Raw genomic sequence first — 26,362 nt, 5'->3', positions numbered from 1 at the left:
TCAGGCGGACGCGGCCTCGTCCTCGGGCAGCGGGATCCACTTGTGCGCCCACGTGATCAGCTCGTCCACGACCGGGCGCAGCTCCTTGCCCATTTCGGTCAGGTGGTATTCGACGCGTACGGGGGAGGTGGGCAGCACCCGGCGCTCGATCAGCCCGGCGGACTCCAGCTCGCGCAGCCGCCTGGCCAGCATCGTGTCGTTGATGCCGGGGATGGCCGCCTTGAGGTCGGCGTACCGGTGGGCGCCCTTGAAGATCATGTGAATCACCGCGCCCGACCAGCGGGCGCCGATCAACTCCAGGGCGATGTGAAAGCGCGTGCACACCGACGAGGGACTCATGGGTCCAGTGTACCGTTTGCTAAGAAATATGTAGCTGCTAAATAATGTTGAGCAGTCATCCTCCGCCTCACCAGGAGTCATCATGGAAGTCAACCCCGTCCTTCAGGTCATCGTCGGCAGCACCCGCCCAGGTCGGGCCGGTCGTCCCGTGGCCGACTGGTTCCGCGACACGGCCGCCGGCTCGGGCCTGTTCGACGTGGAGCTGGTCGATCTGGCGGAGGTCGGGCTGCCGTTCATGGACGAGCCCCACCACCCCCGCCTGCGCCAATACGTCAACGCCCACACCAAGGAGTGGAGCGCCACCGTGGAGCGGGCCGACGCGTACGTCTTCGTGACCCCCGAGTACAACCACAGCTTCCCCGCCACGATCAAGAACGCCCTCGACTACCTCCACCACGAGTGGCAGCACAAGCCGGCCGGCTTCGTCAGCTACGGCGGCGTCTCCGGCGGCACCCGCGCCGTCACCGGCCTGCGCCACGTCGTCAGCACGATGAAGATGGTGCCGGTGCTGGAAGGCGTGATCATCCCGTTCGTGCCGCAGCACCTCACCGAGGACGGCACGCTGCGGCCCAGCGCCGAGATGGAGGCGGGGGCCGACGCCATGCTGGCCGAGCTGGCCAAGCTCAGCGGCCCGCTGCGGGCGATGCGGCAGGCCCACGCCTGAGCCACGCTGCCGGACGTGGCGCTGGCAGTCTGTGCGGTGGTCCGACTGTAGGTGGTCCGATATCGGGGTCAGTCGTCGCGGTGGTCGGGGCCAGGGAGGCGATCGGCCTGTTCCTCCAGGGACGTCAGCACGCGCTCGAAGGCGTCGCCGAGCGGGCGCAGCGCGGTGGTGAAGGCGTTGACGAGCGGCCCGAAGATCTCGCCCACCTCGGTCATGAGGTCGGGGCTCTTGCTCTCGGGCGGCGCCCAGCGCATCGCGTCGGCGCTCAGCGTCTCCCACTCCTCGACGACGCCGTCGATGGCGTCGACCACATGGTCAGGATCGCTTGGCATGGCCGGTTCTCCGTGGGACCAGAGGGCTTATACCTCCACGGTACGTCAGGCGGGGATCGACACGCCCACGCCGCCCCTGGTCTGAGCGCCGTACCGCTGCTTGTCGGCGTCCAGGTCGAGGGGGCGGACCCGGGTGCGCCCGGCCAGCGTCTCCTCGGTGAGCAGCGCGGCGGGCACCAGCCACGACACCTCGAACTCGAGCCCGTCGGGGTCGCGCGCGTAGAGGGCCTTGGTGGTGCTGTGGTCGGACGCGCCGACCAGCGCGCCCAGCTCCGCCAGCTTGGCCCTGACGCGTTCGAGCTCCTCCAGCGTGTCGACCTCCCAGGCCAGGTGGTAGAGGCCGACGGAGGTGCGCCCGGCGGGCGAGGGGGCGGCGTCCGCGCCGATCTGGAACAGGCCCAGGTCGTGGTCGTTGGACGAGCCGGGCGCCTGGAGGAACGCGGCGCCGCGCATGCTCATGACGACGTCGAAACCGAGCGCCTCGCGGTAGAAGGCGACGCTCTCCTCCACGTCGCGCACGTAGAGGACGGCGTGGTTGAGCCGCTGGACCGGCATGGTTCGCCCCTTTCGACGGAGTCCCGATCATCAAGTATATGAGAGTTCAACTAAATTGGGAGCGTGACCCGATGGCTGGATGAGGACGAGCAACGCGCCTGGCGCAACTTCCTGGCCGCGACCCAGCTCGTCAACGAGGCGCTCGACCGGCAGCTCCAGCGCGACGCGGGCATGCCGCACGCCTACTACGTGATCCTCGTGGCGCTCTCCGAGGCGCCCGGACGGGCGATGCGCATGAGCGAGCTGGCGGCCAGGGCCCAGAGCTCGCAGAGCCGCCTGTCGCACGCCGTACGGCGGCTGGAGGAGCGCGGGTGGGTGCGCCGCGAGCCGTGCCCGTCCGACCGCCGCAGCAGCTTCGCCGTGCTCACCGACGAGGGGTACGCCGTGCTGGCCGCCGCCGCCCCTGGCCACGTCGAGGAGGTGCGCCGCAGCCTGTTCGACGCGCTGACGCCCGAGCAGGTGCGCCGGCTGGACGAGATTTGCGCCACGGTCCGGAACACGCTGGAGTCTTAGGGCGCGAAGTGTCGGACGGAGGCCGTAGCGTTGCCGGGTACCCGACCGAGGAGAGGCCGATGCACGACACCGAAGAGGCGCTGTTCAGGGCGGTTCATGGGATCGCCGGCCGGTTCGCCGGCCAGCCTGTCCCCGTGGTGATGGACGCTTTGCTGCGCCACCTGCCCAAGGCTCCCGGCCTCGAGGTGACGGAGATCCGCAAGATCGCCGAGGAGATCAGCGTGGGGCGCGATCCCTCCGGTCTCTGAGGGTCCCTGAGGGTCTCTGAAGGGCTCTGAGGGTCTCTGAAGGGCTCTGAGGGTCTCTGAAGGGCTCTGAGGGTCTCAGGGGCGGCGGGGCGTCCGGTGGCGGGCCCGAGATCGTGCGATTGTGCCCGGCATGGTTGTGCACAACTGATCACCGGGGGAGCATCGAACCATGTACGAGCCAACCCCTGACGATCGATTCACGTTCGGTCTGTGGACGGTCGGCTGGCAGGCGCGCGATCCGTTCGGGGACGCCGTACGGGCGCCCCTCGATCCCGTCGAGAGCGTGCATCGCCTGGCCGAGCTGGGGGCCTACGGCGTCACCTTCCACGACGACGACCTGCTCGCCGTCGATCCCGATCGCGAACGGGCGATCGCGGCCTTCCGGAAAGCGCTTGCCGAGACCGGCATGAAAGTGCCCATGGCCACCACCAACCTGTTCACCCACCCCGTCTTCCGCGACGGCGCCTTCACCAGCAACGACCGCGACGTACGGCGTTACGCCCTGCGCAAGGTCACCAGGAACATCGACCTGGCCGCCTCGCTCGGCGCCACCACGTACGTGTGCTGGGGCGGGCGCGAAGGCGCCGAGTCCGACGCCGCGAAAGACGTGCGCGCGGCGCTCGGGCGCTACAAGGAGGCCCTCGACCTGCTGTGCGGCTACGTCCGCGAGCGCGGCTACGACCTGCGCTTCGCGATCGAGCCCAAGCCCAACGAGCCCAGGGGCGACATCCTGCTCCCGACCATCGGGCACGCGCTGGGGTTCATCTCCCAGCTGGAGCACCCGGAGATGGTGGGGCTCAACCCGGAGGTGGGCCACGAGCAGATGGCCGGCCTCAACTTCGTCCACGGCGTCGCCCAGGCGCTGTGGCAGGGCAAGCTGTTCCACATCGACCTCAACGGGCAGCACGGGCCCCGCTTCGACCAGGACCTGGTCTTCGGGCACGGCGCCGTGATGAGCGCGTTCTTCCTGGTCGACCTGCTCGAACACGGCGGCTACGACGGTCCCCGGCACTTCGACTACAAGCCGCTGCGTACGGAGGACCACGCTGACGTCTGGGCCTCGGCCGCCGCTAATATGCGGACATACCTCATACTTCGGGAGAAAGCACGGAACTTCAGGGCTGATCCGGAGGTGCGGGAGGCGATGCGCGCATCTCGTGTCGACGAGCTCGGCCTGCCCACGCTCAACCGCGGCGAGACGCTGGCCGATCTCGCGGACGACGACTTCGATCCCGAGGCGGCCGCCGCCCGCGGATACCATTTCACGCATCTCAACCAGCTTGCGCTGGAGCACTTGTTAGGAGTTCGTGGGTGACGCTGGTCGCAGGGGTCGATTCCTCCACGCAGAGTTGCAAGGTCGTCATTCGAGACGCGGAGACCGGTGAGCTGGTGCGGCAGGGCCGCGCACCCCACCCCACCGGCACGGAAGTACACCCGTCCCACTGGTGGACGGCGCTGTTGCAGGCCATCGAGGAGGCCGGCGGGCTGGACGGCGTGGCCGCCATCAGCGTGGGCGGTCAACAGCACGGCATGGTCTGCCTCGACGAGTCCGGCGAGGTCGTACGCGAGGCCCTGCTGTGGAACGACACCCGCTCCGCGCAGGCCGCCACCGACCTGATCACCGAGCAGGGCGGGCCGCAGGCGTGGGCCGACGCCGTCGGATCCGTGCCGGTGGCCTCGTTCACCGTCACCAAGCTGCGCTGGCTCGCCGAGAACGAGCCCGCCAACGTGGCCTGCACCGCCGCCGTGTGCCTGCCGCACGACTGGCTCACCTGGCGGCTGCTCGGGGCGCTCGAAAGCGGGCCGTTCTCCGTCGCGGCCTGGGCCGACGCGCCCACCCCTCCGCTCGACCGGCTCGTCACCGACCGGGGTGACGCCTCCGGCACCGGCTACTGGTCGCCCGCGTCCGGCTCCTACCGTACGGACCTGCTCAAGGCGGCGCTCGGCACCGTGCCGCTGCTGCCGCGCGTGCTCGGGCCCGTCGAGCCCGCCAACGACGGGCCCATCCTGGTCGGGCCCGGCACCGGCGACAACATGGCGGCGGCGCTCGGCGTCGGCGCCCGATCCGGTGACGTCGTCGTCTCGCTCGGCACCTCCGGCACCGTGTTCGCGGTCGCCGAGACGCCCAGCGCCGACCCCGCGGGGCTCGTCGCCGGGTTCGCCGACGCCACCGGGCGGTTCCTGCCGCTCGTCTGCACGCTCAACGCCGCCCGCGTCATGGACGCCGCCGCCCGCATCGCCGGCGTCGGGCTCGACGAACTCAGCGCTCTCGCCCTCCAGGCGCCTCCCGGGGCCGACGGGCTGACGCTGGTGCCGTACCTGGAGGGCGAGCGGACGCCCAACCGGCCCACCGCCACCGGGTCCGTCCACGGGCTCACGCTCGCCACCTCCACTCCCGCCCACCTCGCGCGGGCCGCCATCGAGGGCATGCTGTGCGGGCTCGCCGACGCGCTCGACGCGCTGTCGATGCAGGCCGAACGGGTGCTGCTCATCGGCGGCGCGGCCCGCTCAGAAGCCGTCCGCCGCATCGCCCCCACCGTCTTCGGGCTCCCGATCAGCGTCCCGCCGCCCGCCGAGTACGTCGCCGACGGCGCCGCGTACCAGGCGGCCACGCTGGTCACCACGTCGCCGGACTGGCGCTCGGGGGACGCGGAGACGTACACGGGGGACCCGCTCCCCTCCCTCCGCGCCCGCTACCACCGCGCCACCACCCACATCCTCGACTAGGGGACTCACCCCCAGCACCCCCGGCCTCGGCCCTTCCCCACCGCCGGGGGTGCCGTCCTTTCTGCGGGAGGGGCGAGGCACCCTTCCCCGGCATCACCTTTCCCGCCGCCGGGGGTGCCGTCCGTTCGAAGGAAGAGCTCGGCCGCGGCGCAAGCCCCCAGCACCCCTCACAAGAACAGCACCCCCGGCAGCGGGCAAGGGCGCCGAAGACGAGCCTCCTGCCCTCCCCCCTCAGGACGGCACTCCGGGTGGCGGGCAAAGGGTGGTGAAGACGGGCCGCCTGCCCTTTCCCTCAAGGGACGGCACCCCGGGCGGCGGGCAAGGATGGCGAAGACGGGCCCCCTGCCTGCCCCAAAGGACGGCACCGTCCCACGGCGGGGAGGTTTGCGTGGGTGGGGTTGGGTCCCCTAGGGGGATTGTGGGGTGGAGTGACCTGGTTGCCTCACCGGGGGAGGTCGGGTGTTCCTGCCCTCTGAGGGTGTCTTCGCAGCATGGAGGGTCGGGGCCCTACGGGGGCGGACGAAGGCGGTAGGGGCGGGGTCTCGGGGTCGGGTCAGGGGTGGGTCGGGGGTGTAGCCGGATGTGGGTCCGCACCCCGTCGCGGGAGAGTTCTGGCATGACCGCAGCAGTGAGAAGGCTGGCGCCCTGGATCGCCTGTGCATCGATCCTGTTCTCGGTGGTGGCCGTGGTGGTGGGGCAGCTCGTCCCCGATCCGCAGCTCGACCCCTTGAACGTCACCATCAGCGAGTACGCCGTGTCCGACCGCGGGGGCGTCACGGAGGTCGCGATGGCGGTGCTGGGCATCGGGTCGCTGGCGCTGCTGCTGGGCCTGCGGGCGTCGGGGGCGCCCGTGCGGGGGTGGCCCGAGCGGTTGCTGATGGTGTGGTCGGGAGCCCTGATGGTGGCTGCGGTCATCCCGACCACACCCATCGGCCAGGACCTCGACCTGGCGGCGCAGATCCACCGCTACGTGTCCGTGGCGGCCTTCGTGAGCCTCCCGGCGGCGGGCGCGCTGCTGGTGCCCAGGCTGGGCCAGGACGCCGCCTGGAAGCCCGTGGCGCGGGCCGTGGAGTGGGTGTCGCTGGCCGGGGGCTTCGGGCTGCTGGCGATCACGTACGTGGCGCTGCCGGGCGAGCGGGTGATGATCGGTCTGGTGGAGCGGCTGCTGCTGGGCGCGGAGGTGGCGCTGCTCGCGGTGCTGGCGGGCTGGCTGGTGCGGCTGGCGTGGCAGCGCGGCCCCAGCCGCAAGGCCATAAATTTCCCGACATATCACAGATTTATCGCTAGTCGATCTTAAAACCATCTGTTTCGATGCTATTCTCTCCCGCGATCTTCTATCCGGGAGCAGGTGTCATGGCATCGGGCAGATCCATCAGATTCAAGATCTCGACGCTGCTCGTCATCCCTTTGGTCTCCCTGGTCGCGCTCTGGGGCTTCGCCGCGAGCACCACGTCGGGAGAGGCGCTCAACCTGCTCAAGGTCGAGACGATCTGGACGGGTGTGATCAACAACGCCGACCGGCTGGTCTCCGAGCTCCAGACGGAACGGCTCGCCTCTGCCGAGCGCCTCGCCGGCACGGGCGGCGACGAGGACACCATCGCCCAGGCCCGCGCCAAGGTGGACGAGGCCGGCAAGCTTCTGCGCCAGGCGGCCATGTCGGAGGACACGCAGTCGGCGCTGACGCAGGACATGAAGACCCAGCTCGGCACCGTCTTCGAGACGATCGACCGGCTGCCGGAGATCCGCCGCAAGCTGGACGAGCGCCGGCTCACCTCGAGCACCCTGGTCACCGAGTACGCCAGGATCTCCGACGAGATCCACCTGCTGTACTCCCGCCTCACGGTCAGCACCGACCTGCAGCTCGCCCTGCAGGCCCAGGGCCTGATCGCCGCCGACCAGGCCCGCGAGCTGCTGTCCAGGGAGAACGCCCTGGTCATCGCCTCGAAGGGCAAGGCGAGCATGATGGACGTGCACATCCTGGCGGGCATCGACGGGGCCAGGACGTACGAGTTCCCGAAGGCCCTGGCCAACCTCGACACCGAGCTGCGCGCCCCGTTCGAGAAGCTGTACTACAGCTCCCGCTACGTCACCATGGAGAACCTCCTGGAGGCGTACATCAACGGCCAGCCCATGGACCTCGACCTGTGGCGCGGCATCTCCGAGCAGGTGCAGAGGGAATACCGCGAGGCGATCTCGCGCACCGGCGACAAGCTGCTGTCCAGGATGGAGCCGGCCGGCGTCGCGGTCGTGACCAGGGCCGCGGTCGCGGGCGCGCTGGGCCTGATCGCGGTGGTGTTCTCGATCGTCATCTCGGTGAAGGTCGGCCGCCGGCTCACCCGGGAGCTGGGCGCGCTGCGGCGTACGGCGCTGGACCTTGCGGAGATCAGGCTGCCTGACGTGGTCACCAAGCTCCGCAAGGGGGACCAGGTGGACATCGCGACCGAGGCGCCGCCGATCACGGTCAGCGAGAAGGCGACCAGCGAGGTCAGGGACCTCGCGGCGGCGTTCGACAGCGTGCAGAGCACCGCGGTGGACGCCGCGGTCGAGCAGGCCAGGATGCGCGAGGGCGTCGCCGAGGCGCTGCGCAACCTCGCCCGGCGCAGCCAGTCGCTGCTGCAGCGCCAGCTCAGGCTGCTGGACGACATGCAGCGCCAGACGGAGGAGCCGGAGGCGCTGGAGCGGCTGTTCAGGCTCGACCACCTCACCACCCGCATGCGCCGCCACGCCGAGGGCCTGGTGCTGCTGTCGGGCGGCGCGGCGGGCCGCAGGTGGCGCGGCGTCATCCCGATGGAGGACGTGCTCAGCGGCGCCGCCGCCCAGGTCGAGGAGTACACGCGGGTCCGCGTCTACCCGATGCCCGAGTGCGGCCTGTCGGGCGCGGCGGTGGCGGACCTGATGCACCTGTTCGCCGAGCTGATCGAGAACGCCACCACGTTCTCCTCGCCGAACAACGAGGTCTCGGTGCACGGCGAGATGGTCGGCAGGGGCTTCGCCGTCGAGATCGAGGACCGCGGGCTCGGCATGGATGAGGCCACCCGCAGGGCCATCAACGCCCGCCTGGCCAGCCCGCCGGAGTTCGACCCCGCGCAGACCGAGCGGCTCGGCTTCGCGGTGGTCGGCATGCTGGCCGCCAGGCACGGGGTGAAGGTGACGCTCAAGCAGTCACCGTACGGGGGCACCACGGCCATCGTGCTCGTGCCGGCCACGCTGGTCGAGCCGATGACGCAGCCGCAGCATCCCGAGTTCGAGCCGGTCGCGGTGTCGGTGGTCAGGACGGACACCACGGGGCCCGGCGAGCTGCCGCGCAGGGTCCGTACGAGCAAGCGCAACGGCGGCGCGATGCTGCCGAAGCAGGCGCCGCCTCAGGACGACCCGCCGCCGCGGCAGCTGCCGCGCCGTGAGCGGGCCACGGCGCGGCCGCAGCGGCTGCGCCAGGCTCCTGAGCCCGGCACCACCCAGGGACAGGCGCTGGGACCGGCTCAGGGCCCGGCGCCGGCCGTCGAGGAGCGCTCGCCGGAGGAGGCGAGGGCGCTGCTCTCCTCGCTCCAGTCGGGCTGGCAGCGCGGCCGGCAGGAAAGCGAGCAGGATGGGGGATCTCGATCGTGAGCCGCGAGCACGAGTGGGTTGACGAGGAGGCGGGGCCCGTCGTGCGGCCGTACGCGGTCGCGCGCGGACGCACCAGGCCCGCCTCCGCCGAGGTCGACTTGCTGGCGACCGTCGTGCTGACGGGGATGCCCGCCCCGGCCAAGGCCGAGCTGAGCGCTCAGCACCGCCGGCTGCTGAACGTCGTGTCAGGGCACAACAAGCCGGTCGCCGAGGTCGCGTCGGATCTCGGGCTGCCCGTCGGCGTCGTCCGGGTGCTGCTCGGCGACCTGCTGGAGCACAACCTGGTGACCGTGCGCCCGCCGCGCGACAAGGCCGCCACCCCGTCGGAGAGCCTGCTCCGCGAGGTGATCAACGGCTTGCGGGCCCTTTAGGGGAAGGGCCCAGGGCGGCTAGTTCGCCGAGGTGAGCGTCCGCAGGGAGTGCTCGACCAGCGTGATCATGACCTCCTTGGCCGAGGTCCGCCGTCGCACGTCGCAGAGCATGACGGGGACGTCGTCGTCGAGGTCGAGCGCGATGCGCACGTCGTCCACGGTGTGCTGCTCGGCGCCGTCGAAGCAGTTGACGGCCACCACGAAGGGCGTGCCGCGCTGCTCGAAGTAGTCGACGGACGGGAAGCAGTCGGTCAGCCGCCTGGTGTCGGCGATCACGACCGCGCCCAGCGCGCCGTAGGACAGCTCGTCCCACATGAACCAGAACCGCTCCTGCCCCGGCGTGCCGAACAGGTAGACGACCAGTCCTTCGCGGATCGTGATGCGGCCGAAGTCCATCGCGACGGTGGTGGTGTTCTTGCCCTCGACGCCGTCGAGGTCGTCGATGCCGATCCCGCGGTCGGAGAGCACCTCTTCCGTGCGCAGCGGCTTGATCTCGCTGATCGACCCGACCAGGGTGGTCTTGCCGACGCCGAACCCGCCCGCGACCAGGATCTTGAGCGCGACGGGGTCCTCAGAGAGCACGGAGTCCATTGATCACTTCCTTGAGAATGCGCTCATTCGACCGCGACCCTCCTGCGGAGGGCGACGTCACCGAGATGAGGCCGTGGTCACGCATGTCACCCAGCAGGACCCGGATGACACCGACGGGCAGGTCGAGCTCGACGGCCAGGTCGGCCACCGAGATCGGGTTGCGCGCCGCCCGCAGGATCTGCTGCTGTTCGGGGCCGAGGTCGTCGCCGGGCTCCCCTTCGGGATCGGCGACGGCACGCACGATGGCCACGAGGTCGAACGCGTCGCCCGACGACCGCGTCCTGCCGCGAATCAGAGCATAGGGGCGGACGACAGGGCCCGCCTCCTCATCGAACCACTGCGGGCTGTCGCTCATGACGCTCCAGCGCGCGGGTTGGTGGTGATGTGCTGGCCCACCCGCTTGACCAGCATCGCCATCTCGTAGGCGATCTGGCCGACGTCCACGTTCGCCTCGGCGATGACGGCCAGGCAGGTGCCCTGGCCGGCCGCGGTGACGAACAGGAACGCCGACTCCATCTCCACGATGGTCTGGCGCACGTCGCCGCCGCCGAAGTGCCGGCCGGTGCCCCTGGCCAGGCTCTGGAACCCGGCGGCCACGGCCGACAGGTGCTCGGCGTCCTCGCGCTTCAGGCCCTTGGAATAGCCCACGGCCAGGCCGTCGGTCGACAGGATCACCGCCTGGCGTACCGCGGCGACCCTGGTGGCCAGGTCGTCGAGCAGCCAGTTGAGCTCACCGGTGTTGGTGGTCGGCGCAGTCATGCATCCCCCTTGGTCATGGGCCCCTCCTCAGGAGCTTCTTCTCGGGCGCGTTGGGTCCCCCGCTGGAAGGCGGAGAACAGGTCGCGTACCTCGTCGGGAGAGCGTTCTTCCTGCCGCTCCTGCTCCGGCGGTGGTTCCTTGAGTTGCGGGGCCAGGTTGGCCTGGCGCACCCGTCGTGGCAGCCCGGCGTGGGTGCCGGAGGTCACGACGGCCAGCGCCTTCTTCCTCGTACGGCTGGGCAGCTCGGCCTTGCCGTCGCCGCCCGCCGCCTCCTGCGCGGTCTGCTCGGTGACGACCGACCGCGGCACCAGCACGATCGCGGTGGTGCCGCCGAAGGGCGAGCGGCGCAGCAGCACGTTGATCCCGTGCCGCTCGGCCAGCCTGGCCACCACGAACAGGCCGAGCCTGTCGCTGTCGGCCAGGTCGAACTCGGGCGGCCTGGACAGCAGCGCGTTGATGCGCTCGTACTCGGTGGCCGTCAGGCCCAGGCCGCGGTCCTCGACCTCGATGGCGTAGCCGTTGCTGACGAGGTCGCCGCGCACCTGGACGGTGGTGTCGGGCGGCGAGTAGATGGTGGCGTTCTCGACCAGCTCGGCGACGAGGTGGGTGAGGTCGGCGGCGACGGTGCCCTCGACGGCGCCCGCGGGCATGGTCTCGACGGAGACGCGGGTGTAGTCCTCGACCTCGGCGACCGCGGCCCTGACGATGTCGATGACCGGCACCGGCTTGCGCCAGGCCCGTCCCGGCGCGGCGCCGGAGAGCACGATGAGGCTCTCGGCGTGCCGGCGCATGCGGGTGGTCAGGTGGTCGAGGCGGAACAGCTCTTCGAGCCTGTCGGGGTCGTGCGTACGCCGCTGCATGCCGTCGAGCAGCGCGAGCTGGCGGTGCAGCAGGCCCTGCTTGCGGCGGGCGAGGTTGAGGAAGACCTGGCCGACCCCGCGCCGCAGCGCGGCCTGGCCGACCGCCGCCGTGACGGCGGTGCGCTGCACGGAACCGAAGGCCCTGGCCACGTCGGTGATCTCAGCGGAACCGCTCACCTTGATCGCCTTGGCCTCCTTCCGCACGTCGACGTCCTCACCCTTGCGCAGCCGCGCCACGATGGCGGGCAGCCGCTGCTGTGCCAGCTCGACCGCGGCGGCGCGCAGCCCGGCCAGCTCTCCTGCGAGGCGACGACCGAAGCGTACAGAGATGATGATCGACGCGAGCACGGCGATCAACCCGAGGCCGCCGGCGAGGGAGATCCTGACGACCGTGGAGGCGGCCGCGTCGGAGGCGCGGGTGGTGAGGGTGGCGGTGGAGGCGGTGTTGAGGTCGTCGAGGCGGGAAGCCAGTTTGTCGACGGTCTCGTGCCAGGCGGAGGGGTCGGTGGGTGGCGCGCCGGTCTTGATCACGCGGTCTTCGAGCGTGGCGAAGCTGAGGTAGGGCTCGGTGGCGAAGATCTGCTCGTACGGCCGGCGCAGCGCCACGTCGAGCCCGGCGAGGCCGCGGGCGTGCATGAACTTCCTGGAGGCGGCGTACTCGGTGAAGGCGGTGGTCTCGTCCTCGGTGAGCCGCTGCCCGCCGAGCGCGCCGACGATGAGCGCGTGCTCCCTGGCGATGTACTCCCTGGCCATGCCCATGGCCTGCAGCGACGCCGCCTGCTGGTAGAGCGGCAGGTCGGGGACGGCGATCAGGTGGTCGTAGACGGCGAAGAGCGCGTCGAGCATGCGGTTGTAGGCGTTGAGCCCGGACAGCGGCGAGGCGCTGCCGTTGTCGATGTTCGCCCTGATGGCGCCGAGGTTGCCGAGCGACCTGTCGAGGGTGTCGAGCGGCCGGCGGAGCGCGCCGTCGGCCGCGCCGCCCGCGTCGGCGACGGCCTGCCTGAACTCGGCGACGGACCGGTCGGTGCGGGCGCGCTGGGCGCCGAGCACCTCGCCGAGCTGACGCGTTGTAACCGTCTCGGCGGAGCGCACGCGCTCGGCCTGCAGCTGTGTTCCCAGGTCGGTGGATGCGACGCCGATGGTGTCGTAAAGGGTGTTAGCGCGGAGCAGTAACTGGGCGTCGCCCATGGTGAGGTTGAGGACGAAACCCCAGAGCGCGCTCAGAGACAGGAGGGGTAGCAGCAGCAATAAGAAGATCTTGAACCGAATTGACCGGTTTCGCGAGCCCATGTCCCAACCTCGAGTCGGGGGCATTTCCACACCTTGTGTAAATACACCTCCGGAAGATCGCACAGGAGACTAGCACCGATTATGCTTCCGGCGCAGTGGGGGGAAGACGTTCATTACCGTGATTATTGGGACAAGATCTCCCTCTCGCGGCGTCCTGCGGACACCACACCCCACAACCACCCGAGCGCCACCAGCGAGATCACGATGAGTCCCACCCAGTTGAGCAGCGTGTACACGTGCACCTGCCACGCCGACACGTGCGGCACCCGGCCGATGCGGAGCAGCTCGAACTGCCAGGGACGGCCCGTCAGCACGAGCGTGATCGCGATGGCGATCGCGCTCATCGAGTCCCACAGCGCGTGCAGCAGCGAGACCCCGAGGTAGGTCAGCACGACAGGCGCCGACAGCCGGCCCCGCGCGGCGAACAGCACGCCGCCCGCGATCGCCGTCCACAGGCCGTGGCCGACCGGGGTGAGGATGCCGCGCAGCACCTCGGTCTCGACGAGCTGGCTCAGCGACAGGCCCTCGGAGGTGAACAGCGCGTTGAAGGCGTAGCCGGCGCTCTCGAACGCGGCGAAGCCGAAGCCCACGGTCGCGCCCAGCACCACGCCGTCCTTGATCGAGCGCCTGGCGACGCGCCGGGTGACGAACACCAGCGCCGCCAGCTTGACGCCCTCCTCGATGAGGCCGACCAGGACGTACATGAGCAGCGAAGGCCGGATGAGCCAGCTCTCCAGCAGCGAGGCGCCGAGCACGCCCAGCACGCCGCCGATCACGAACGCCTGGAACAGCAGCTCCACGGTGACGGCCGGCGAGCGCCCCCGCCCGTACGCCCACACCACGAACGTCACCGGCACCAGGAAGCTGCCGAACAGCACCACCGTCGGCACCAGGTTCGAGTTGCCCGTCCAGCCGGTGACCACCACGGTCGCCAGCCACAGCACGAGCCCGGTCAGGAAGATCCGCAGCCACAGCCTCTTCATCGGGACAACTCCTCGACGGCCAGGACGGCGGCTCCGTCGCCCGCGTCGGATCCCGCGATCGCGATCCGGCCGAAGCGCCCGCGCGCCGCGTCCGCCGGTGACGGGCCGTCCGGATGGAACGGGTGCCAGGGCCGGCAGTACTGCGGCGCCAGCGCGTGTCCCCAGCGGTGCACGGTGATCGCCGCGACGCCGCGTCCCGGGTCGAAGCCGGCCGGCCCGAGCAGCCGGGCGAGCTGGTCGCGTACGGTGTGCTCCAGCACCTCGTACGGCGTCCTGAACAACTCGCGCCGCCCGGCCGCCGAGCCCGCGTCCGGCCCCAGCTCCGACCGGCACGGCGTGGCCAGCAGCCGCACCAGGTCGGGAGCCGCGAACTCGGCGGCGCACCAGTACGCGCCGGTCCACCGCACCCGGCGCACGCCGAGCCGCCGCCACGCCGCCGGGTCGCTCAGCCGCACCTCGGCCCGCAGCAGCGGCACGCGTACGGCCCGGCTCAGCGCCCGCCGCCGCTCCTCGGGCAGATCGGGCACGAGGTAGGGCACGGCCGCGCTCCAGCAGGCCAGGACGACGGCCCCGGCCTCGACCGTGCGCACCCGGTGCCCGTCGAAGTAGCCGACGGTCGCCGCACCGGCCCCGTCGCGCACGGACACGACCGGGCTCGACCACCGCACGTGCCCCGCCGCGGGCGGGGCGGGCTCGGGGGCGGGGCCGTGCCACTCCGCGCGTACGGCCGCCGAGTTGTACCGGGACGGCCGCGACCGGTCGAGCCCCAGCCCGGCGAAGCCCGGGTAGCCGGTCCCCCAGGCGTCGATGGCGCCGAACGCCCGGGTGTCGTAGCCCCACTCGGGCGCGGACATGGTCCGCAGGAACCGTTCGGCGTCGGGGTGCGCCCCGCACATCTCGCGCAGGAACGCCGAGTACGTCAGCCCCGCCAGCCGCTCCTCCTTGGCCTCCGGCGACAGTCCCGGCAACCAGTCGGGCGGGGCGTCGTACAGGGTGCGCAGGTCCGCGCGCGCCTGCTCGGCGACGGGCAGCCGGTCGATCCAGCCGGGGGAGGCGAGCGTGACGAGCGTGTCGGCGCCGAAGCTCTCCTTGTCGCACATCACGGCGTCGAACGCGGCGCCCCTGCGCAGCCGCTCCCGCCCTGCCCCGCCCTCGGGGTGGTTGTCGAGGACGAGCACGCGGTCGTGCGGCCGCCGCCGCGACCACTCGGCGGCGGCGCTCAGCCCGCTGCGTCCGGCCCCGACGACGACCAGCCCGTAGTGCTCCCCCGTCGGCGCCGGGGCGCCCGCGTGCTCCCAGAACCGTCCGTCCCGCAGCGCGTGCGGCACGCTGAGCGCCTCACCGGTGTCTCCGAGCACAGTGAGGGCGGCGGGCGCCGTCGCGGGCTCTGCGGCGGTTCTGACGGGCCCGGCAATGGGCCCGGTGGTTGAAGCGGCGGAGGCGCCGGCCACGCAGGAGACGGCGATCCCGTCGAAGAAGTCGCGGCGGGAAATGGGCACATCCATACCGAGATCGCGCGGGGTCAGGCTCATGCCGCGATCATCAGCAGGCCGGAGAAAAGCCGCACAGAGACGCGCAGCACATCGGCGAACATTTTGCCCAGCCCAATACGGCTGATGTCGTTTTGCGGCACATAAGCCGAGGTAGAGCCCGCTGGGCCGGGCGAACGGTAAATCGCTCCCGAAGCCGCCATAACCGCGAATAGCGACGTTGTACGGCCCCTCAGCCGTCGCTTCCTCTAACGTTTCCACAATGCCGCTGGAGTGAAATGGAGAACCCATGCGTCAAGCAGTTTCCGGCATATTTCTGGGCACTCTCGTCCTGGCCGGATGTTCCGCCACCGAGGACAAGCCGGCGGCCCCGGCCGCCTCGGCGCCGTCCGCGCCGTCGGCGGCCGAGACCGACAGGTTGCGCGCTGCGCTGCTGCCCGTACCCAAGGGCATGAGCGTCGCGTACGGCCCTGAGACCGGCGCTTTCGGCTCGCTCAAGTCCACCCAGCAGGGCCTGGAGGCGGTCCGCCAGGCCAAGCTGCAGCACCCGGAGTGCGCGGGCGCGGCCCAGCTCGACGCGGCCAAGACCGACGTCGCCAAGTCGCCCGCCGCGGTGATCGCCTTCTCCGCCGAGCGCGGCTCGATCAGCCAGGCCGTGGTGTCGCTGCCGAAGCCCGACTTCCCCGCCGCGCTGCCCGAGAAGTGCGCCTCCTACACGGCCGACGTCGGGGGCACGCCGGTGACGTACAAGACGCGCACGCTCGACATGCCCGCCAAGGGCGACCAGTCGCGGGCCTACCTGACGACGGCGGCGGGCGGCAAGCAGAACGCGCAGATCGGCTCGGTGATGATCAGGCGCGGCACCACGATCATGTCGATGCTCGTGGTCGGCCAGCAGGTCAAGCCCAAGGGCCTGTACGAGCTCGCGAACCTCGCCGACCAGAACCTCGCGAGGGCGAGCCGCTGAGAACGCACCTGTGGATCTCCCGGCGCGCGCCGGGAGACCTCAGATGAGCACGTGGTCGTCGGGGCGGCCGACGAAGGAGAACTGCGCGTTCCTGGTCAGCTTGATGTGGTCGGCCTGCCAGGTGTGCATCTTCGTGTCGGCGCTGCGCCAGTAGACGAAGTTGAACCGGTCGGCCGAGTAGATCTTGACGCCGTCCTCCTTGAGGCGGCGTACCAGATGGGTGTCCTCGCCCCTGGTGATGTCCGCGAACGGATACGAGCGGAACAGGCCGGCCTTGCCGAGGAACGAGCCGCCCTGCACCAGCCACGAATAGCGGTGCTCAAGGCCGGGCAGCCGCAGCATGGTCGTGTTGGAGCCCTCGAAGTACGCGTAGTGCGCGCCCTTGCCCGCCAGCTCGGCGTCGGAGTAGTCGAAGGCCCTGACCAGGTCCGACAGGTAGTGCTCGCCGTACAGGTTGTCGTCGTCCATCTTGGCGATCAGCTCGCCCTCGGCGGCGGCGATGCCCATGTTGAGGCAGGCGCCGAGGGTCAGCGAGGCGTCGGCGGGCAGCACGACGACGTCGGTGACGCCGGCCATCCGCGCCTTGTCGGCCACCACGACGGGGTCGATGTCCAGGCCGTGCAGCACCATGACGAGCTGGAGCGGCCGGTGCCGCTGCTTGGCCACCGAGGAGATGGCGTGCTCGATCTGCGCGGCCCGGTTGGTGGGCAGCACGACGGTGATCGAGCGCGAGCGCGGCGTCACCTGGTGGCCGAGGTTCTGCAGGATCTGGTCCACGCGGTGGGAGAACAGGTGCTTGTCGAACACCTCGCGCATCGCGAGGTGCCCCATCCTGGCCCGCAGTTCGGGGCTGTTGATCAGGTGCAGCACCTGGTTGTACGACTCCACCGGCTCCCGCGCGATGGGGATCAGGTCGCCGAACGTCTCCTCGATGGCCCGTGACCATCCGGAGACGACGGGCGTGGCGCAGGCCGACAGCTCGAAGACCCGCCGCGCGCACATGGTGGGCGAGTCGAGCACGGAGTTGACGTTGAGGAAGACCTTGTACATCCGGTACGCGGCCAGCATCTGGTCGTAGGGCAGCTCGCCCACGATGTGCGGCCGGTACTTCTCCGGCCAGGCGTACTTCTCGTCCACCTCGCCGTTGCGGGCGAAGATGTGCAGGCCGAGCTCCCTGACCGGGTCGAGCACGGTCTCCATCTGCTCGCGGCGCTCGGGGTGCTTGTCGCGGAAGTACATCCCGGCGAAGACCACGTCGTGCAGGCGGCCCTTGTTCTGCTGGATCGGGTTGTGCACGCGCGGCTGGGCGGCGAACTGCAGCACGTCGACCCGGTCGTGGCCCAGGACCTCGCGGTACTTCGGCAGCATGTCGCCGTCGCAGGTGAACACGTAGTCGAAGAGCTTGGCCGTGTCGATGAAGAAGTCGAAGTTCGGCGGGTCCTCCTTGTTCCAGAAGACCGTCGGGATGCCCTCCTGCCTGCACCAGGCGACCAGGTCGCGCAGCGGCTCCTTGGGGGCGTTCGTGCCGGTCATCTGGTAGCGCCAGCGGCCCTGGTTGCCGTGCCAGGCCGACTCGCAGAACAGCAGGTCGGGCCGCTTCTCGGCGAAGATCTCCGGCCAGTCCTTGAGCCCGAACTCGATCTGGTCCCACTCGTAGCGGAAGGCCATCCTGGAGAAGTCGTCGAGGATCACCGCGACCTTCAGGTCGGGCCGGTTGACCGGGCCCTTCGGCCACTTCGCCGGCGGCACCTCGACCGTGGGCGGCCGGTTGTCGGCCAGCTCGATGGCCTCGGTCACCGGCATCGGCGGCTTGGGGGCGCGCTCCTTCGACCGCACGGCCTCGACGATCTTCGCCGGCTTCTTCGACCCCAGGGCCTCACCCAGCTTGAACGTGCGCTTGGCCTGGGTCGCCTCCAGCTTCCACGACGCGTACGCGGCCTTCGCCTCGGCGATCTCCAGCCGCCTGCGCAGCTCCTTGACCTCTGCCTCGTAGCGCTCGATGAGCTTGCGCTCCTCGGGCAGCCAGTTGACGGGCCCGAGCCGTTGGAAAGCGGGCTGTTCGGGGGTTTCGGCCATGGTGGTACGCCTATCGCTCAGCGGAGGTGATTCATACTACGGGGGGTATGGCCGCTATTCGGGGCGTTTGCCCTGAGATGCGGGAGCCAGGTTGTCCCCCTTCAACCACGCCGCGATCACCGTCGCGATGCGCGGCCCCGCCTTGCCGTCCCACAGCACCGGCAGCTCACCGGCCGGCGTGGCGGCGCCGTCGGCCAGCGCCTTCTCCGCGGCGACCGGCAGCAGCGCGGGCGTGACCAGGCGGTTCGTGCCGTGCGTGACCGTGATCGGCCGCTCGGTGTTGGGCCGGACCGTCAGGCACGGGACGCCCAGCATGGTCGTCTCCTCCTGCACGCCGCCCGAGTCGGTGACGACGAGCGCGGCGCCGCGGACGAGTGAGAGGAAGTCCACATACCCAAGAGGGTCGATGACCTTGACGGACCCGCCGTCCACGAGGCCCGCGCCGGCCAGCCGCGCCTTGCCGCGCGGGTGCACCGGCACCACGACGGGGACCTGCCGCGACACCTCCAGCACCGCGTTCACCAGCTCCTTGGCCGCCTCGGCGGTGTCCACGTTGGCCGGGCGGTGCAGGGTGGCCACCGCGTAACGCTCGGGCAGGCCCAGCCTGGCCGCGATCGGGGCCGGGTCGAGCGACGGCAGCGCCGAGAACAAACTGTCGATCATCGGGTTGCCGACCAGGTGCACCTTGTCGGCCGGGATCCCCTCGGACGCGAGGTACGCCAGCGCCTCGGGCGAGGTCGCGAACAGCAGGTCGGCCAGCGCGTCGGTGACGACCCTGTTGACCTCTTCAGGCATGCCCCTGTCGTAGGAGCGCAGCCCCGCCTCGACGTGCGCGGTCCGTACGCCCAGCTTGGCGCAGACCAGGATGGCGGCCAGCGTCGAGTTCACGTCGCCGTAGACCACGACCAGGTCGGGATCGTGCTCCTGCACGACCTCCTCCAGGCCCACGAGCAGCGCGGCCGTCTGCTTGGCGTGGCTGCCGGAGCCGACGCCGAGATTGGCCACCGGCTCGGGCAGCCCGAGGTCGGCGAAGAAGACGTCGGACATCAGCGCGTCGTAGTGCTGACCAGTGTGGATGATGCCCTGCCGCACGCCGAGCTCGCCGAGTGCCCGCACCACCGGGGCCGCTTTCACGAAATTGGGACGAGCACCCAATACGTGCAGGACCAGGGGGTTCTCCCTCATTGACCTCGCCTTTCATAGCGGAAGGGAAAAAACGCTGCCTATGGTACGGTCCCACCGTGGCATCCGACGCCAGTCGTCAAGACTCCTCCCGTACATCCGACCGGGTCTCCGCGAAGTCCGCCCGTGCCGGCGTCGGTGGGCTTCTCAAGGGTTTCGTCAACCACCCGGTCATCGTTTCCCGCGTGGTGTGGACGAAGGTCAAGTCCGACCCGGTCCGCGTGGCCCAGGCCGCCGCCGACACGCTCCCGCCCCGGCTGCGCCCCGTCGTGGGCAGCGTCGCCTGGCCGGCCGCCCGCCGGGCCCGCCGCATGGTGCGCAAGTTCGGCATGCGCGTGGTCAAGGGCCCGTGGAACGAGGCCAAGACCCACTGGGACGCAGGGCGGGTCAGCGAGGCCGCCGCCGTCCTGGAGGCCCACACCAAATACCCGTTCGTCAAGCGCAGGGCCGCCTATTACCGGGGCGAGCTGGCCGCGATCAGCCCCGACCCCATCCCGCCCGCGCCCAAGGTGGCCATCCTGGAGCGGGTCCAGAACCGGGTCCTGCACGTCGTCACGAACGCGCTGCCGTACACGCAGGCCGGTTACACCGTGCGCACCCACCGCATCGTCAGCGCCCAGAAGGCCGCGGGCATCGACCCGCACGTGGTCACGAGCTGGGGCTGGCCGATGCTGCAGGGGCACGCCGACGCGGCGCCGTACGACGAGATCGACGGCATCCCCTACCACCGGCTGCTGCCCGAGCCGCACGGCGAGATGCCGTTCGAGACGCAGGGCCGCATCATCAGGGGCGCCGACCGCGTCACCAAGCTGGTCACCGAGCTGCGCCCGCAGCTCCTGCACGCCGCCACCGACCACCGCAACGGCTCGATCGCCCACGCTGTGCGCGACCGCACGGGCACGCCGTTCGTCTACGAGGTCCGCGGCTTCCTGGAGGAGACGTGGGCCTCCCGCGACCCGATCAGGATCGGCAGCCAGCGGCACGTGCTCCAGCGCGAGCGTGAGGCGTTCCTCATGCGCGCGGCCGACGCGGTCGTCACGCTGGCCGAGACGATGGCCGCGGAGATCGTCGAGCGGGGCGTGCCGAGGGACAAGATCCACCTCGCGCCCAACGCCGTGGACGACTCGCTGCTGACCGCCCACTACGACGGGGCCGCGTTCCGTCGCGCGTACGGCATCGAGGAAGGCGAGATCGTCGTCGGCTCGGTGTCGAGCATCGTGGCTTATGAGGGATTTGCCACACTCCTCAAGGCGGCGGCGCTGCTGCGCGACGGCGGCTCTCCCGTCCGCGTGCTCATCGTCGGCGACGGCACCGAGCGCGAGAACCTGCTCGCGCTGGTCGAGGAGCTGGGCCTCAAGGACGCGATCCTGCCCGGACGGGTGGGCCCCGACGAGGCGCTGCAGGCCCAGGACGCGATCGACATCTTCGCCTGCCCGCGTGAGGACCTGCGGGTGTGCCGACTTGTTACGCCATTGAAACCCGTCGAGGCGATGGCGCTCGGCAAGCCGGTCGTGCTGAGCGACCTTCCCGCGCTGTCGGAGCTGGTGGGCTCCGACGGGGCCGGGATGCTCGTGCCGGCAGGCGATCCGGAAGCGCTGGCCAAGGCGATCGGCGGGCTCAGGGACGATCCCGCCAAGCGCGCCGAGATGGGCGAGGCGGGCCGGGCGGAGGTCGCGGCGAAGCGGACTTGGAGCCGTGTTGCCGAGACTTATCAAGCTCTATACCGTTCGCTTGCCGAGCGATGACCGTCCCTTTGGCCGTCTCTTGTGACTGGTTCGCTCGCATTAGGCGTGAGCTAGGTGGACTTGAGATAACCTTTGCCACCATGAAGTGTTGTTTCCGGCTCTCTAAGGCACAGCTGTGACAGAAATAGACTTGGCTGTCATCGGCCTGGGCTACGTCGGCATGCCGCTCGCCAAGGAGGCGGTGGCCGCCGGTCTGCGAGTCGTCGGCCTGGACGTCGACCCCGCCAAGGTCGACGCGCTCAACGCCGGGCGCTCCTACATCGACGACCTGACCGACGCCGACCTCGAGCACATGCTGTCCCAAGGGTTCAGCGCCACGCTCGACGAGACCGTGCTGGCCAGAAGCAACACGATCGTCATCTGCGTGCCCACCCCGCTCGACGAGGACCACCGGCCCGACCTGTCGGCCGTGGAGGGCGCCACCAAGGCCGTCGCCCGCAACCTCACCAAGGGCACGCTCGTCGTGCTGGAGTCCACCACCTGGCCCGGCACCACCGACGAGGTGGCCAGGCCGCTGCTCGAAGCCTCGGGGCTGATCGCGGGCGAGGACTTCCACCTCGCCTTCTCACCCGAGCGCATCGACCCGGGCAACGCCAAGTTCGGCCTGCGCAACACGCCCAAGGTCGTCGGCGGCTTCACGCCGACCTGCCGCGACCGGGCCACCGCGTTCTACGGCCGGTTCATCGAGCGGATCGTGCCGGTCAGCGGCACCCGCGAGGCCGAGATGGCCAAGCTGCTCGAGAACACCTACCGGCACGTCAACATCGCCCTCGTCAACGAGATGGCGATCTTCTGCGACGAGCTGGGCATCGACCTGTGGGAGGCCATCGAGGCCGCCGGCACCAAGCCGTTCGGCTTCCACAAGTTCCTGCCGGGGCCCGGCGTGGGCGGCCACTGCATCCCGGTCGACCCGTCCTACCTGTCGTACACCGTGCGCAAGCTGGGCTACCCCTTCAGGTTCGTCGAGCTCGCACAGGAGATCAACGAGCGGATGCCCTCGTACGTGGTCGCCCGCGTACAGCGGCTGCTGAACCGGCACAAGAAGGCCGTGAACGGCGCCAAGGTCGTCCTGCTCGGCGTCACCTACAAACCGGACATCGCCGACGAACGCGAGACCCCGGCCCTCCCCGTGGCGCGTGCGCTGCTGGAACTGGGCGCCGACCTCTCGTTCGCGGACCCCTACGTCAAGGAGTGGTCGGTAGACGGCACCGCGGTGCCGCGCGAGGAGGACCTGGCGGAGGCCGTGACCAACGCGGACGTGACGCTGCTGCTGCAGCAGCACGCCGCATTCGACCTCGACATGGTCGAGGCGAAGGCCAAGCTCGTGCTGGACACCCGAGGCGTGCTCGCCGAGGGTGAACGCGTCGAGCGGCTGTAGCGACGGAGGGCTGCGCGCAGTGCACGTGCTCGTCATGACGGTGGTGCATAACCCCGAGGACGCGAGAATTCTGCATCGGCAGATCCGTGCCCTTGTGGATGCCGGTCATGAGGTCACGTACGCCGCCTCGTACACCGCGCACGGAGTCGTTCCGCGACCCTGGGTGAACGGCGTCGACCTGCCGAGGGCCGCCCAGCGCAAGCGGGTGGCGGCCGTGCTGGCCGCGCGCCGGCTGTTCAAGAAGATGCGCGACAAGGTCGACCTCGTCCTCATCCACGACCCCGAGCTGCTGTTCGCCGTCTGGGGCATCCGCAACAGGCCGCCGATCGTGTGGGACGTCCACGAGGACACCCCGGCCACGCTCTCGCTGAAGCCGTGGCTGCCCGCGCCGCTGCGCCCGCCCGTGCGCTTCCTCGCCCGCATGCTGGAGGGCACCGCCGAGCGGCACATGCACCTGCTGCTGGCCGAGACCGCGTACGCGGGCCGCTTCAAGCACGCCCACCTCATCGTGCCCAACGAGACCTGGGTGCCCGACTCGGTGACGCCGCCAGGCGACGACCGGGTGGTCTACCTCGGGTGGCTGTCGCGGGCCCGCGGCGTGCTGGAAGCGATCGAGGTGGCCAAGCTGCTGCAGCCGTACCGGGTGGTGGTGGAGCTCATCGGCTACGCGGACCCGCAGAGCCGCCCGCTGCTCAACCAGGCCGTCACCGACGGCCTGCTGGAGTGGCGCGACTTCATGCCCAACGACGAGGCGCTCAAGCGGCTCGACGGCGCGCTGGCCGGCCTGTCGCTGCTGCACGACGAGCCCAACTACCGGCACTCGATGCCGACGAAGATCATCGAGTACATGGCGCACGGCATCCCCGTCATCACCACGCCGTCGCCGCGCGCGGTCGAGCTGGTCGAGCGGTACGACAGCGGCGTCGTGGTGCCGTGGGAGGACCCGAAGGCGGTCGCGCAGGCCGTGGTCACGCTGCGGGACGACGTACGCGAGCGGCGGGCGCAGGGAGCGCGCGGCTACGCGGCGGCCCGCGCCAACCACCACTGGCCCAACTCCGCCAAGCGGTTCGTGTCACAGCTTGAGTCCTGGGCCGGGGTCAAGCCGTAACTCACAGCTGTCATAGACAAGGGCGGGTAGGTTCCTGAACGTGCGCTGGCTCTTACTGGTCGTGGGCGTAGCCGTCCTGGCCGTGATCGCCGCCGTCGTCGTCGTGCTGCGTCCGGGCGACTCCGAGCCGACGGCCGCGACGTCACCGGCGCCCAAGCCGTCGGCCACGCTGCCGACGCCGAAGGTCAGCGAGTTCACCGACCCGTGTGGAACGTTCGACACCGGCGAGATCGCCCCCTACGCGGTGACCGGCTACTGGATCACCCCCAAGTCGAACCCCTGCACCTGGCGCAAGCAGCTCCAGGAGATCCACCGCGTCGGCGGCGACACGATCATCAGGATCGGCTACGGCCTGCAGTTCCGCACGGTCACCGCATCAGGCCAGGTGCGCGCCAAGGACGGCACGATCGACTCGCTCTACAAGCCGTGCGTCGAAGACGGCCTGAGCTGCCACGACGCCGCCGAGCGCGACCTGAAGCAGGCCAACCCCGGCAACCGCATCGGTCGCATGTACGTCTACCGCACCGACGAGGCGTTCGGCTCGGGCCTCTACCGCTGCCCCGAGATGGAGCACGCCATCGAGGTCGGCAAGCGGGTCTACTACCGGCTCATCACCCAGGCCGACGGCTCCGACGACGCGACCTGCGACTTCAGCAGCAAGGCGCAGTCGTACGACATGATCCTGGTGGCCGGCTCGCCCAGCGACAGCCTGAAGGAGCTGCTCGACCTGGGCGACCAGTTCGGCATGCGGGTCTTCCCCGCGCTGCCGCTGGCCCCGCGCGACCACAAGACGCCGATCAGGGCGGAGAGGCGGCACCTCGGCACGCTCACCACGCTGACCAGGCGCATCGTGCAGGACTACGGCGCCCGGTTCGCCGGCAGGGAGTCGCTCGGCGGCGTCTACCAGCCGTTCGAGGTGCAGATGTCGGCCACGCTGGCCGACAACCCGACGCTGGAGGTCTACTCCGACCAGCACCGCATCGTGCAGCAGGAGCTGTCGGGCAAGCCGATCCTCATCAGCCCCTACCTCGACGCGCGCAAGCGGGTCGCGTTCGGGCAGACGCCGCAGCAGGTGGCCGAGGGCTTCAAGGCGCTGGTGCGCACGGGGGTCGGCATCATCGCGCCGCAGGACAGCCGGGGCACCGGCAAGGTCGGCCTGTTCTGGCCCGACGAGCGCGACGACGAGGTGGACGAGCGGCTGCGGCCCGTGGTGGGCGAGTCGACGTACGAGACGGCCTACCACGGCTCCACCCGCGACTACTACCGCGCCATGTCGGAGGCCCGCGAGGAGATGATGGACTCCGGCTACCACGTGCAGCTCTGGGCCAACGTGGAGGTCTTCGAGCCGTCGGGCGACAAGCCCTGCGCCCCCACGGGCACCCGTGGCAAGACCGACAAGGAGCGCCTCGACCAGGCGGTCACGATGGCCGGCCGGTACGTCCAGAAGATCGTCTCCTACATGTGGAGCGACTTCATGACGTGCGGCAGCCCGTCGGTCGAGGAGGAGATCGTCAAGGACTGGCAGCGCCCGATCGCCGTGGACGCCATCAGGCGGCCCCGCGACGCCCAGGACGGCGTGGAGGTCCGCGGCTACCACCTCGACCTCGGCACCGTCACCGTCCAGTGGTCGGGCGGCACCGAGGAGATGGACATCGCGAGCGTCGGCTGGCTCGACACCGACCCGATCGAGGAGGAGCTGCCGGAGGGCATGCAGGCGGCGTGGGTGCCGTTCGACTGGACCAGGGTGCCCGCCGGCGAATGGGTGCGTATCGGGGTGAAGCTCCCCTCGGGGCAGAGCACGACCGAGCCGCTGCACGTCCGCATCGTCACCTAGCATCGTCAGCAGGGGCCGCACGGTTCGCCGCCTCCACAGGACGCGTGTAACGTGCCGGGCATGGTCCCGAGCATCCCGGTCAGCGTCGACCTGGTCGTGCTCACCGTGCGCAACCAGGCTCTCAGCGCGCTCGTCTGGCGGCGCGACAACCCGCCGTTCCTGCGCCGCTGGTCGCTGCCCGGCGGCTTCATCCAGCTCGACGAGGACCTGCCGGCCGCCGCCGCCCGCATCCTCGCCGAGCGGGCCGGTCTGCCGGGCGCGCCCGTCCACCTGGAGCAGCTCCAGACCTACGGCTACCCCGACCGCGACCCGCGCCAGCGCGTGCTCAGCGTCGCCTACCTCGGTCTCGCCCCCGACCTGCCGGCCTCGGAGAAGGCCCACATGAGCTGGCAGCCGGTCAGCTCGCTCGCCGTGATGGCCTTCGACCACCGGCGCATCATGCTCGACGGCGTCGAGCGGGCCCGCGGCAAGCTGGAGTACACCTCGCTGGGCGCGGCGTTCTGCCCGCCCGAGTTCACGGTCGCCGACCTGCGGCGGGTCTACGAGATCGTCTGGGGCCGCGGCCTCGACCCGCGCAACTTCCACCGCAAGGTCACCAAGGCCGAGGGCTTCCTGGTCGAGACCGGCGCCACCACGACCCGCGACGGCGGGCGGCCCGCCAAGCTCTACCGCCGCGGGCCCGCCGAGCTGCTCCACCCGCCCATGCTGCGCAGCCTCAAGGAATAAGGCCCCTGCAAAGGACAG

25 protein-coding genes are annotated in these 26,362 nt (G+C 70.5%); 14 read left to right on the top strand and 11 right to left on the bottom strand.

Going from position 1 to position 26,362, the window contains the following annotated elements:
- Entirely contained in the window at positions 1-339 is a 339-nt protein-coding gene (locus tag ACFFR3_RS35785; protein WP_345393727.1) for a winged helix-turn-helix transcriptional regulator, read from the bottom strand.
- Positions 340-421: 82 nt separating this feature from the next.
- On the opposite strand from ACFFR3_RS35785, the gene ACFFR3_RS35780 reads away from it, so the two are divergent.
- A complete protein-coding gene (locus ACFFR3_RS35780; RefSeq protein WP_364368319.1) occupies positions 422-1,003 on the top strand; it encodes an NADPH-dependent FMN reductase in 582 nt (193 codons plus the stop codon).
- Positions 1,004-1,071: 68 nt separating this feature from the next.
- On the opposite strand, the gene ACFFR3_RS35775 is transcribed toward ACFFR3_RS35780, so the two are convergent.
- Positions 1,072-1,335: a hypothetical protein gene (locus ACFFR3_RS35775; protein ID WP_364368316.1), complete on the bottom strand. Its 264-nt coding sequence runs from the start codon at positions 1,333-1,335 to the stop codon at positions 1,072-1,074.
- A gap of 45 nt (positions 1,336-1,380) precedes the next feature.
- Positions 1,381-1,890 carry a VOC family protein gene (locus ACFFR3_RS35770; protein WP_345393736.1) on the bottom strand — a complete coding sequence of 170 codons (510 nt, stop codon included), beginning with the start codon at positions 1,888-1,890 and terminating at the stop codon, positions 1,381-1,383.
- 63 nt (positions 1,891-1,953) lie between these two features.
- Here ACFFR3_RS35770 and ACFFR3_RS35765 point away from each other — a divergent pair, with 63 nt between their 5' ends.
- The 7 genes from ACFFR3_RS35765 (at position 1,954) to ACFFR3_RS35735 (ending at position 9,355) form a co-directional block, all read left to right on the top strand.
- The gene (locus ACFFR3_RS35765) at positions 1,954-2,403 is read left to right on the top strand and encodes a MarR family winged helix-turn-helix transcriptional regulator (RefSeq protein ID WP_345393739.1); all 450 of its coding nucleotides are present in this window, start codon (positions 1,954-1,956) and stop codon (positions 2,401-2,403) included.
- Positions 2,404-2,462: 59 nt separating this feature from the next.
- Entirely contained in the window at positions 2,463-2,651 is a 189-nt protein-coding gene (locus ACFFR3_RS35760) for a hypothetical protein (protein WP_138690643.1), read from the top strand.
- 169 nt (positions 2,652-2,820) lie between these two features.
- Entirely contained in the window at positions 2,821-3,966 is a 1,146-nt protein-coding gene (gene xylA, locus ACFFR3_RS35755) for a xylose isomerase (RefSeq protein ID WP_345393743.1), read from the top strand.
- Positions 3,963-5,378: a xylulokinase gene (locus ACFFR3_RS35750; RefSeq protein ID WP_379484583.1), complete on the top strand. Its 1,416-nt coding sequence runs from the start codon at positions 3,963-3,965 to the stop codon at positions 5,376-5,378. The genes xylA and ACFFR3_RS35750 overlap by 4 nt, the downstream gene beginning before the upstream one ends.
- 616 nt (positions 5,379-5,994) lie before the next feature.
- Positions 5,995-6,675 carry a DUF998 domain-containing protein gene (locus ACFFR3_RS35745; RefSeq protein WP_379484582.1) on the top strand — a complete coding sequence of 227 codons (681 nt, stop codon included), beginning with the start codon at positions 5,995-5,997 and terminating at the stop codon, positions 6,673-6,675.
- Between the two features lie 56 nt (positions 6,676-6,731).
- Complete coding sequence (locus ACFFR3_RS35740; protein ID WP_364368302.1) at positions 6,732-8,984, top strand: sensor histidine kinase; 2,253 nt, start codon at positions 6,732-6,734, stop codon at positions 8,982-8,984.
- Positions 8,981-9,355: a DUF742 domain-containing protein gene (locus ACFFR3_RS35735; RefSeq protein WP_345393755.1), complete on the top strand. Its 375-nt coding sequence runs from the start codon at positions 8,981-8,983 to the stop codon at positions 9,353-9,355. Before ACFFR3_RS35740 ends, ACFFR3_RS35735 begins: the two co-directional genes overlap by 4 nt.
- Positions 9,356-9,373: 18 nt before the next feature.
- Here ACFFR3_RS35735 and ACFFR3_RS35730 read toward each other — a convergent pair whose 3' ends face one another.
- From ACFFR3_RS35730 to ACFFR3_RS35705, 6 genes are all read right to left on the bottom strand, one after another.
- Complete coding sequence (locus ACFFR3_RS35730; protein ID WP_345393758.1) at positions 9,374-9,946, bottom strand: GTP-binding protein; 573 nt, start codon at positions 9,944-9,946, stop codon at positions 9,374-9,376.
- Positions 9,927-10,301: a DUF742 domain-containing protein gene (locus ACFFR3_RS35725; protein WP_345393761.1), complete on the bottom strand. Its 375-nt coding sequence runs from the start codon at positions 10,299-10,301 to the stop codon at positions 9,927-9,929. The genes ACFFR3_RS35730 and ACFFR3_RS35725 overlap by 20 nt, the downstream gene beginning before the upstream one ends.
- Positions 10,298-10,705 carry a roadblock/LC7 domain-containing protein gene (locus ACFFR3_RS35720; protein WP_345393764.1) on the bottom strand — a complete coding sequence of 136 codons (408 nt, stop codon included), beginning with the start codon at positions 10,703-10,705 and terminating at the stop codon, positions 10,298-10,300. Before ACFFR3_RS35720 ends, ACFFR3_RS35725 begins: the two co-directional genes overlap by 4 nt.
- Entirely contained in the window at positions 10,702-12,813 is a 2,112-nt protein-coding gene (locus tag ACFFR3_RS35715) for a sensor histidine kinase (RefSeq protein ID WP_364368297.1), read from the bottom strand. The genes ACFFR3_RS35720 and ACFFR3_RS35715 overlap by 4 nt, the downstream gene beginning before the upstream one ends.
- Before the next feature lie 164 nt (positions 12,814-12,977).
- Positions 12,978-13,838 carry a PrsW family intramembrane metalloprotease gene (locus ACFFR3_RS35710; RefSeq protein ID WP_345393770.1) on the bottom strand — a complete coding sequence of 287 codons (861 nt, stop codon included), beginning with the start codon at positions 13,836-13,838 and terminating at the stop codon, positions 12,978-12,980.
- Positions 13,835-15,370 (bottom strand): hypothetical protein, encoded by a 1,536-nt coding sequence (locus ACFFR3_RS35705; RefSeq protein ID WP_379484581.1) that lies wholly within the window; start codon positions 15,368-15,370, stop codon positions 13,835-13,837. The genes ACFFR3_RS35710 and ACFFR3_RS35705 overlap by 4 nt, the downstream gene beginning before the upstream one ends.
- A 247-nt stretch (positions 15,371-15,617) precedes the next feature.
- Here ACFFR3_RS35705 and ACFFR3_RS35700 point away from each other — a divergent pair, with 247 nt between their 5' ends.
- On the top strand, positions 15,618-16,295 hold the full coding sequence (locus tag ACFFR3_RS35700) for a hypothetical protein (RefSeq protein WP_364566471.1): 678 nt from the start codon (positions 15,618-15,620) through the stop codon (positions 16,293-16,295).
- A 39-nt stretch (positions 16,296-16,334) separates the two neighbouring features.
- On the opposite strand, the gene ACFFR3_RS35695 is transcribed toward ACFFR3_RS35700, so the two are convergent.
- Positions 16,335-18,371, bottom strand: coding sequence for a glycosyltransferase family protein (locus ACFFR3_RS35695; RefSeq protein ID WP_364368288.1), 2,037 nt, complete (start codon positions 18,369-18,371; stop codon positions 16,335-16,337).
- A 54-nt stretch (positions 18,372-18,425) separates the two neighbouring features.
- Entirely contained in the window at positions 18,426-19,556 is a 1,131-nt protein-coding gene (wecB, locus tag ACFFR3_RS35690) for a non-hydrolyzing UDP-N-acetylglucosamine 2-epimerase (RefSeq protein WP_345393782.1), read from the bottom strand.
- A 56-nt stretch (positions 19,557-19,612) separates the two neighbouring features.
- On the opposite strand from wecB, the gene ACFFR3_RS35685 reads away from it, so the two are divergent.
- From ACFFR3_RS35685 to ACFFR3_RS35665, 5 genes are all read left to right on the top strand, one after another.
- Positions 19,613-21,298 (top strand): glycosyltransferase family 4 protein, encoded by a 1,686-nt coding sequence (locus ACFFR3_RS35685; RefSeq protein WP_345393784.1) that lies wholly within the window; start codon positions 19,613-19,615, stop codon positions 21,296-21,298.
- A 130-nt stretch (positions 21,299-21,428) separates the two neighbouring features.
- Positions 21,429-22,676 (top strand): nucleotide sugar dehydrogenase, encoded by a 1,248-nt coding sequence (locus ACFFR3_RS35680; protein ID WP_379484580.1) that lies wholly within the window; start codon positions 21,429-21,431, stop codon positions 22,674-22,676.
- A 19-nt stretch (positions 22,677-22,695) separates the two neighbouring features.
- A complete protein-coding gene (locus tag ACFFR3_RS35675; protein WP_345393787.1) occupies positions 22,696-23,784 on the top strand; it encodes a glycosyltransferase in 1,089 nt (362 codons plus the stop codon).
- Positions 23,785-23,824: 40 nt separating this feature from the next.
- Positions 23,825-25,618, top strand: a complete 1,794-nt coding sequence (locus tag ACFFR3_RS35670; protein WP_379484579.1) for a DUF4434 domain-containing protein — start codon at positions 23,825-23,827, stop codon at positions 25,616-25,618.
- 60 nt (positions 25,619-25,678) lie between these two features.
- Positions 25,679-26,344, top strand: a complete 666-nt coding sequence (locus tag ACFFR3_RS35665) for an NUDIX hydrolase (protein ID WP_345393799.1) — start codon at positions 25,679-25,681, stop codon at positions 26,342-26,344.
- Positions 26,345-26,362 lie beyond the last annotated feature (18 nt).

The sequence above is a fragment of the Nonomuraea salmonea genome (genome assembly GCF_042428605.1).
Taxonomy (GTDB): domain Bacteria; phylum Actinomycetota; class Actinomycetes; order Streptosporangiales; family Streptosporangiaceae; genus Nonomuraea; species Nonomuraea salmonea.
This window is presented reverse-complemented; position numbering and strand designations above follow the sequence as displayed.

Excerpts from the sequence above, each read along its gene's own strand:
- xylA (WP_345393743.1), top strand. The coding sequence starts at position 2,821 with ATGTACGAGCCAACCCCTGACGATCGATTCACGTTCGGTCTGTGGACG.
- ACFFR3_RS35705 (WP_379484581.1), bottom strand. The coding sequence starts at position 15,370 with ATGAGCCTGACCCCGCGCGATCTCGGTATGGATGTGCCCATTTCCCGC.
- ACFFR3_RS35785 (WP_345393727.1), bottom strand. The coding sequence starts at position 339 with ATGAGTCCCTCGTCGGTGTGCACGCGCTTTCACATCGCCCTGGAGTTG.
- ACFFR3_RS35770 (WP_345393736.1), bottom strand. The coding sequence starts at position 1,890 with ATGCCGGTCCAGCGGCTCAACCACGCCGTCCTCTACGTGCGCGACGTG.
- ACFFR3_RS35710 (WP_345393770.1), bottom strand. The coding sequence starts at position 13,838 with ATGAAGAGGCTGTGGCTGCGGATCTTCCTGACCGGGCTCGTGCTGTGG.
- wecB (WP_345393782.1), bottom strand. The coding sequence starts at position 19,556 with ATGAGGGAGAACCCCCTGGTCCTGCACGTATTGGGTGCTCGTCCCAAT.
- ACFFR3_RS35725 (WP_345393761.1), bottom strand. The coding sequence starts at position 10,301 with ATGAGCGACAGCCCGCAGTGGTTCGATGAGGAGGCGGGCCCTGTCGTC.
- ACFFR3_RS35665 (WP_345393799.1), top strand. The coding sequence starts at position 25,679 with ATGGTCCCGAGCATCCCGGTCAGCGTCGACCTGGTCGTGCTCACCGTG.
- ACFFR3_RS35780 (WP_364368319.1), top strand. The coding sequence starts at position 422 with ATGGAAGTCAACCCCGTCCTTCAGGTCATCGTCGGCAGCACCCGCCCA.
- ACFFR3_RS35740 (WP_364368302.1), top strand. The coding sequence starts at position 6,732 with ATGGCATCGGGCAGATCCATCAGATTCAAGATCTCGACGCTGCTCGTC.
- ACFFR3_RS35730 (WP_345393758.1), bottom strand. The coding sequence starts at position 9,946 with ATGGACTCCGTGCTCTCTGAGGACCCCGTCGCGCTCAAGATCCTGGTC.
- ACFFR3_RS35760 (WP_138690643.1), top strand. The coding sequence starts at position 2,463 with ATGCACGACACCGAAGAGGCGCTGTTCAGGGCGGTTCATGGGATCGCC.
- ACFFR3_RS35775 (WP_364368316.1), bottom strand. The coding sequence starts at position 1,335 with ATGCCAAGCGATCCTGACCATGTGGTCGACGCCATCGACGGCGTCGTC.
- ACFFR3_RS35745 (WP_379484582.1), top strand. The coding sequence starts at position 5,995 with ATGACCGCAGCAGTGAGAAGGCTGGCGCCCTGGATCGCCTGTGCATCG.
- ACFFR3_RS35695 (WP_364368288.1), bottom strand. The coding sequence starts at position 18,371 with ATGGCCGAAACCCCCGAACAGCCCGCTTTCCAACGGCTCGGGCCCGTC.
- ACFFR3_RS35700 (WP_364566471.1), top strand. The coding sequence starts at position 15,618 with ATGCGTCAAGCAGTTTCCGGCATATTTCTGGGCACTCTCGTCCTGGCC.
- ACFFR3_RS35720 (WP_345393764.1), bottom strand. The coding sequence starts at position 10,705 with ATGACTGCGCCGACCACCAACACCGGTGAGCTCAACTGGCTGCTCGAC.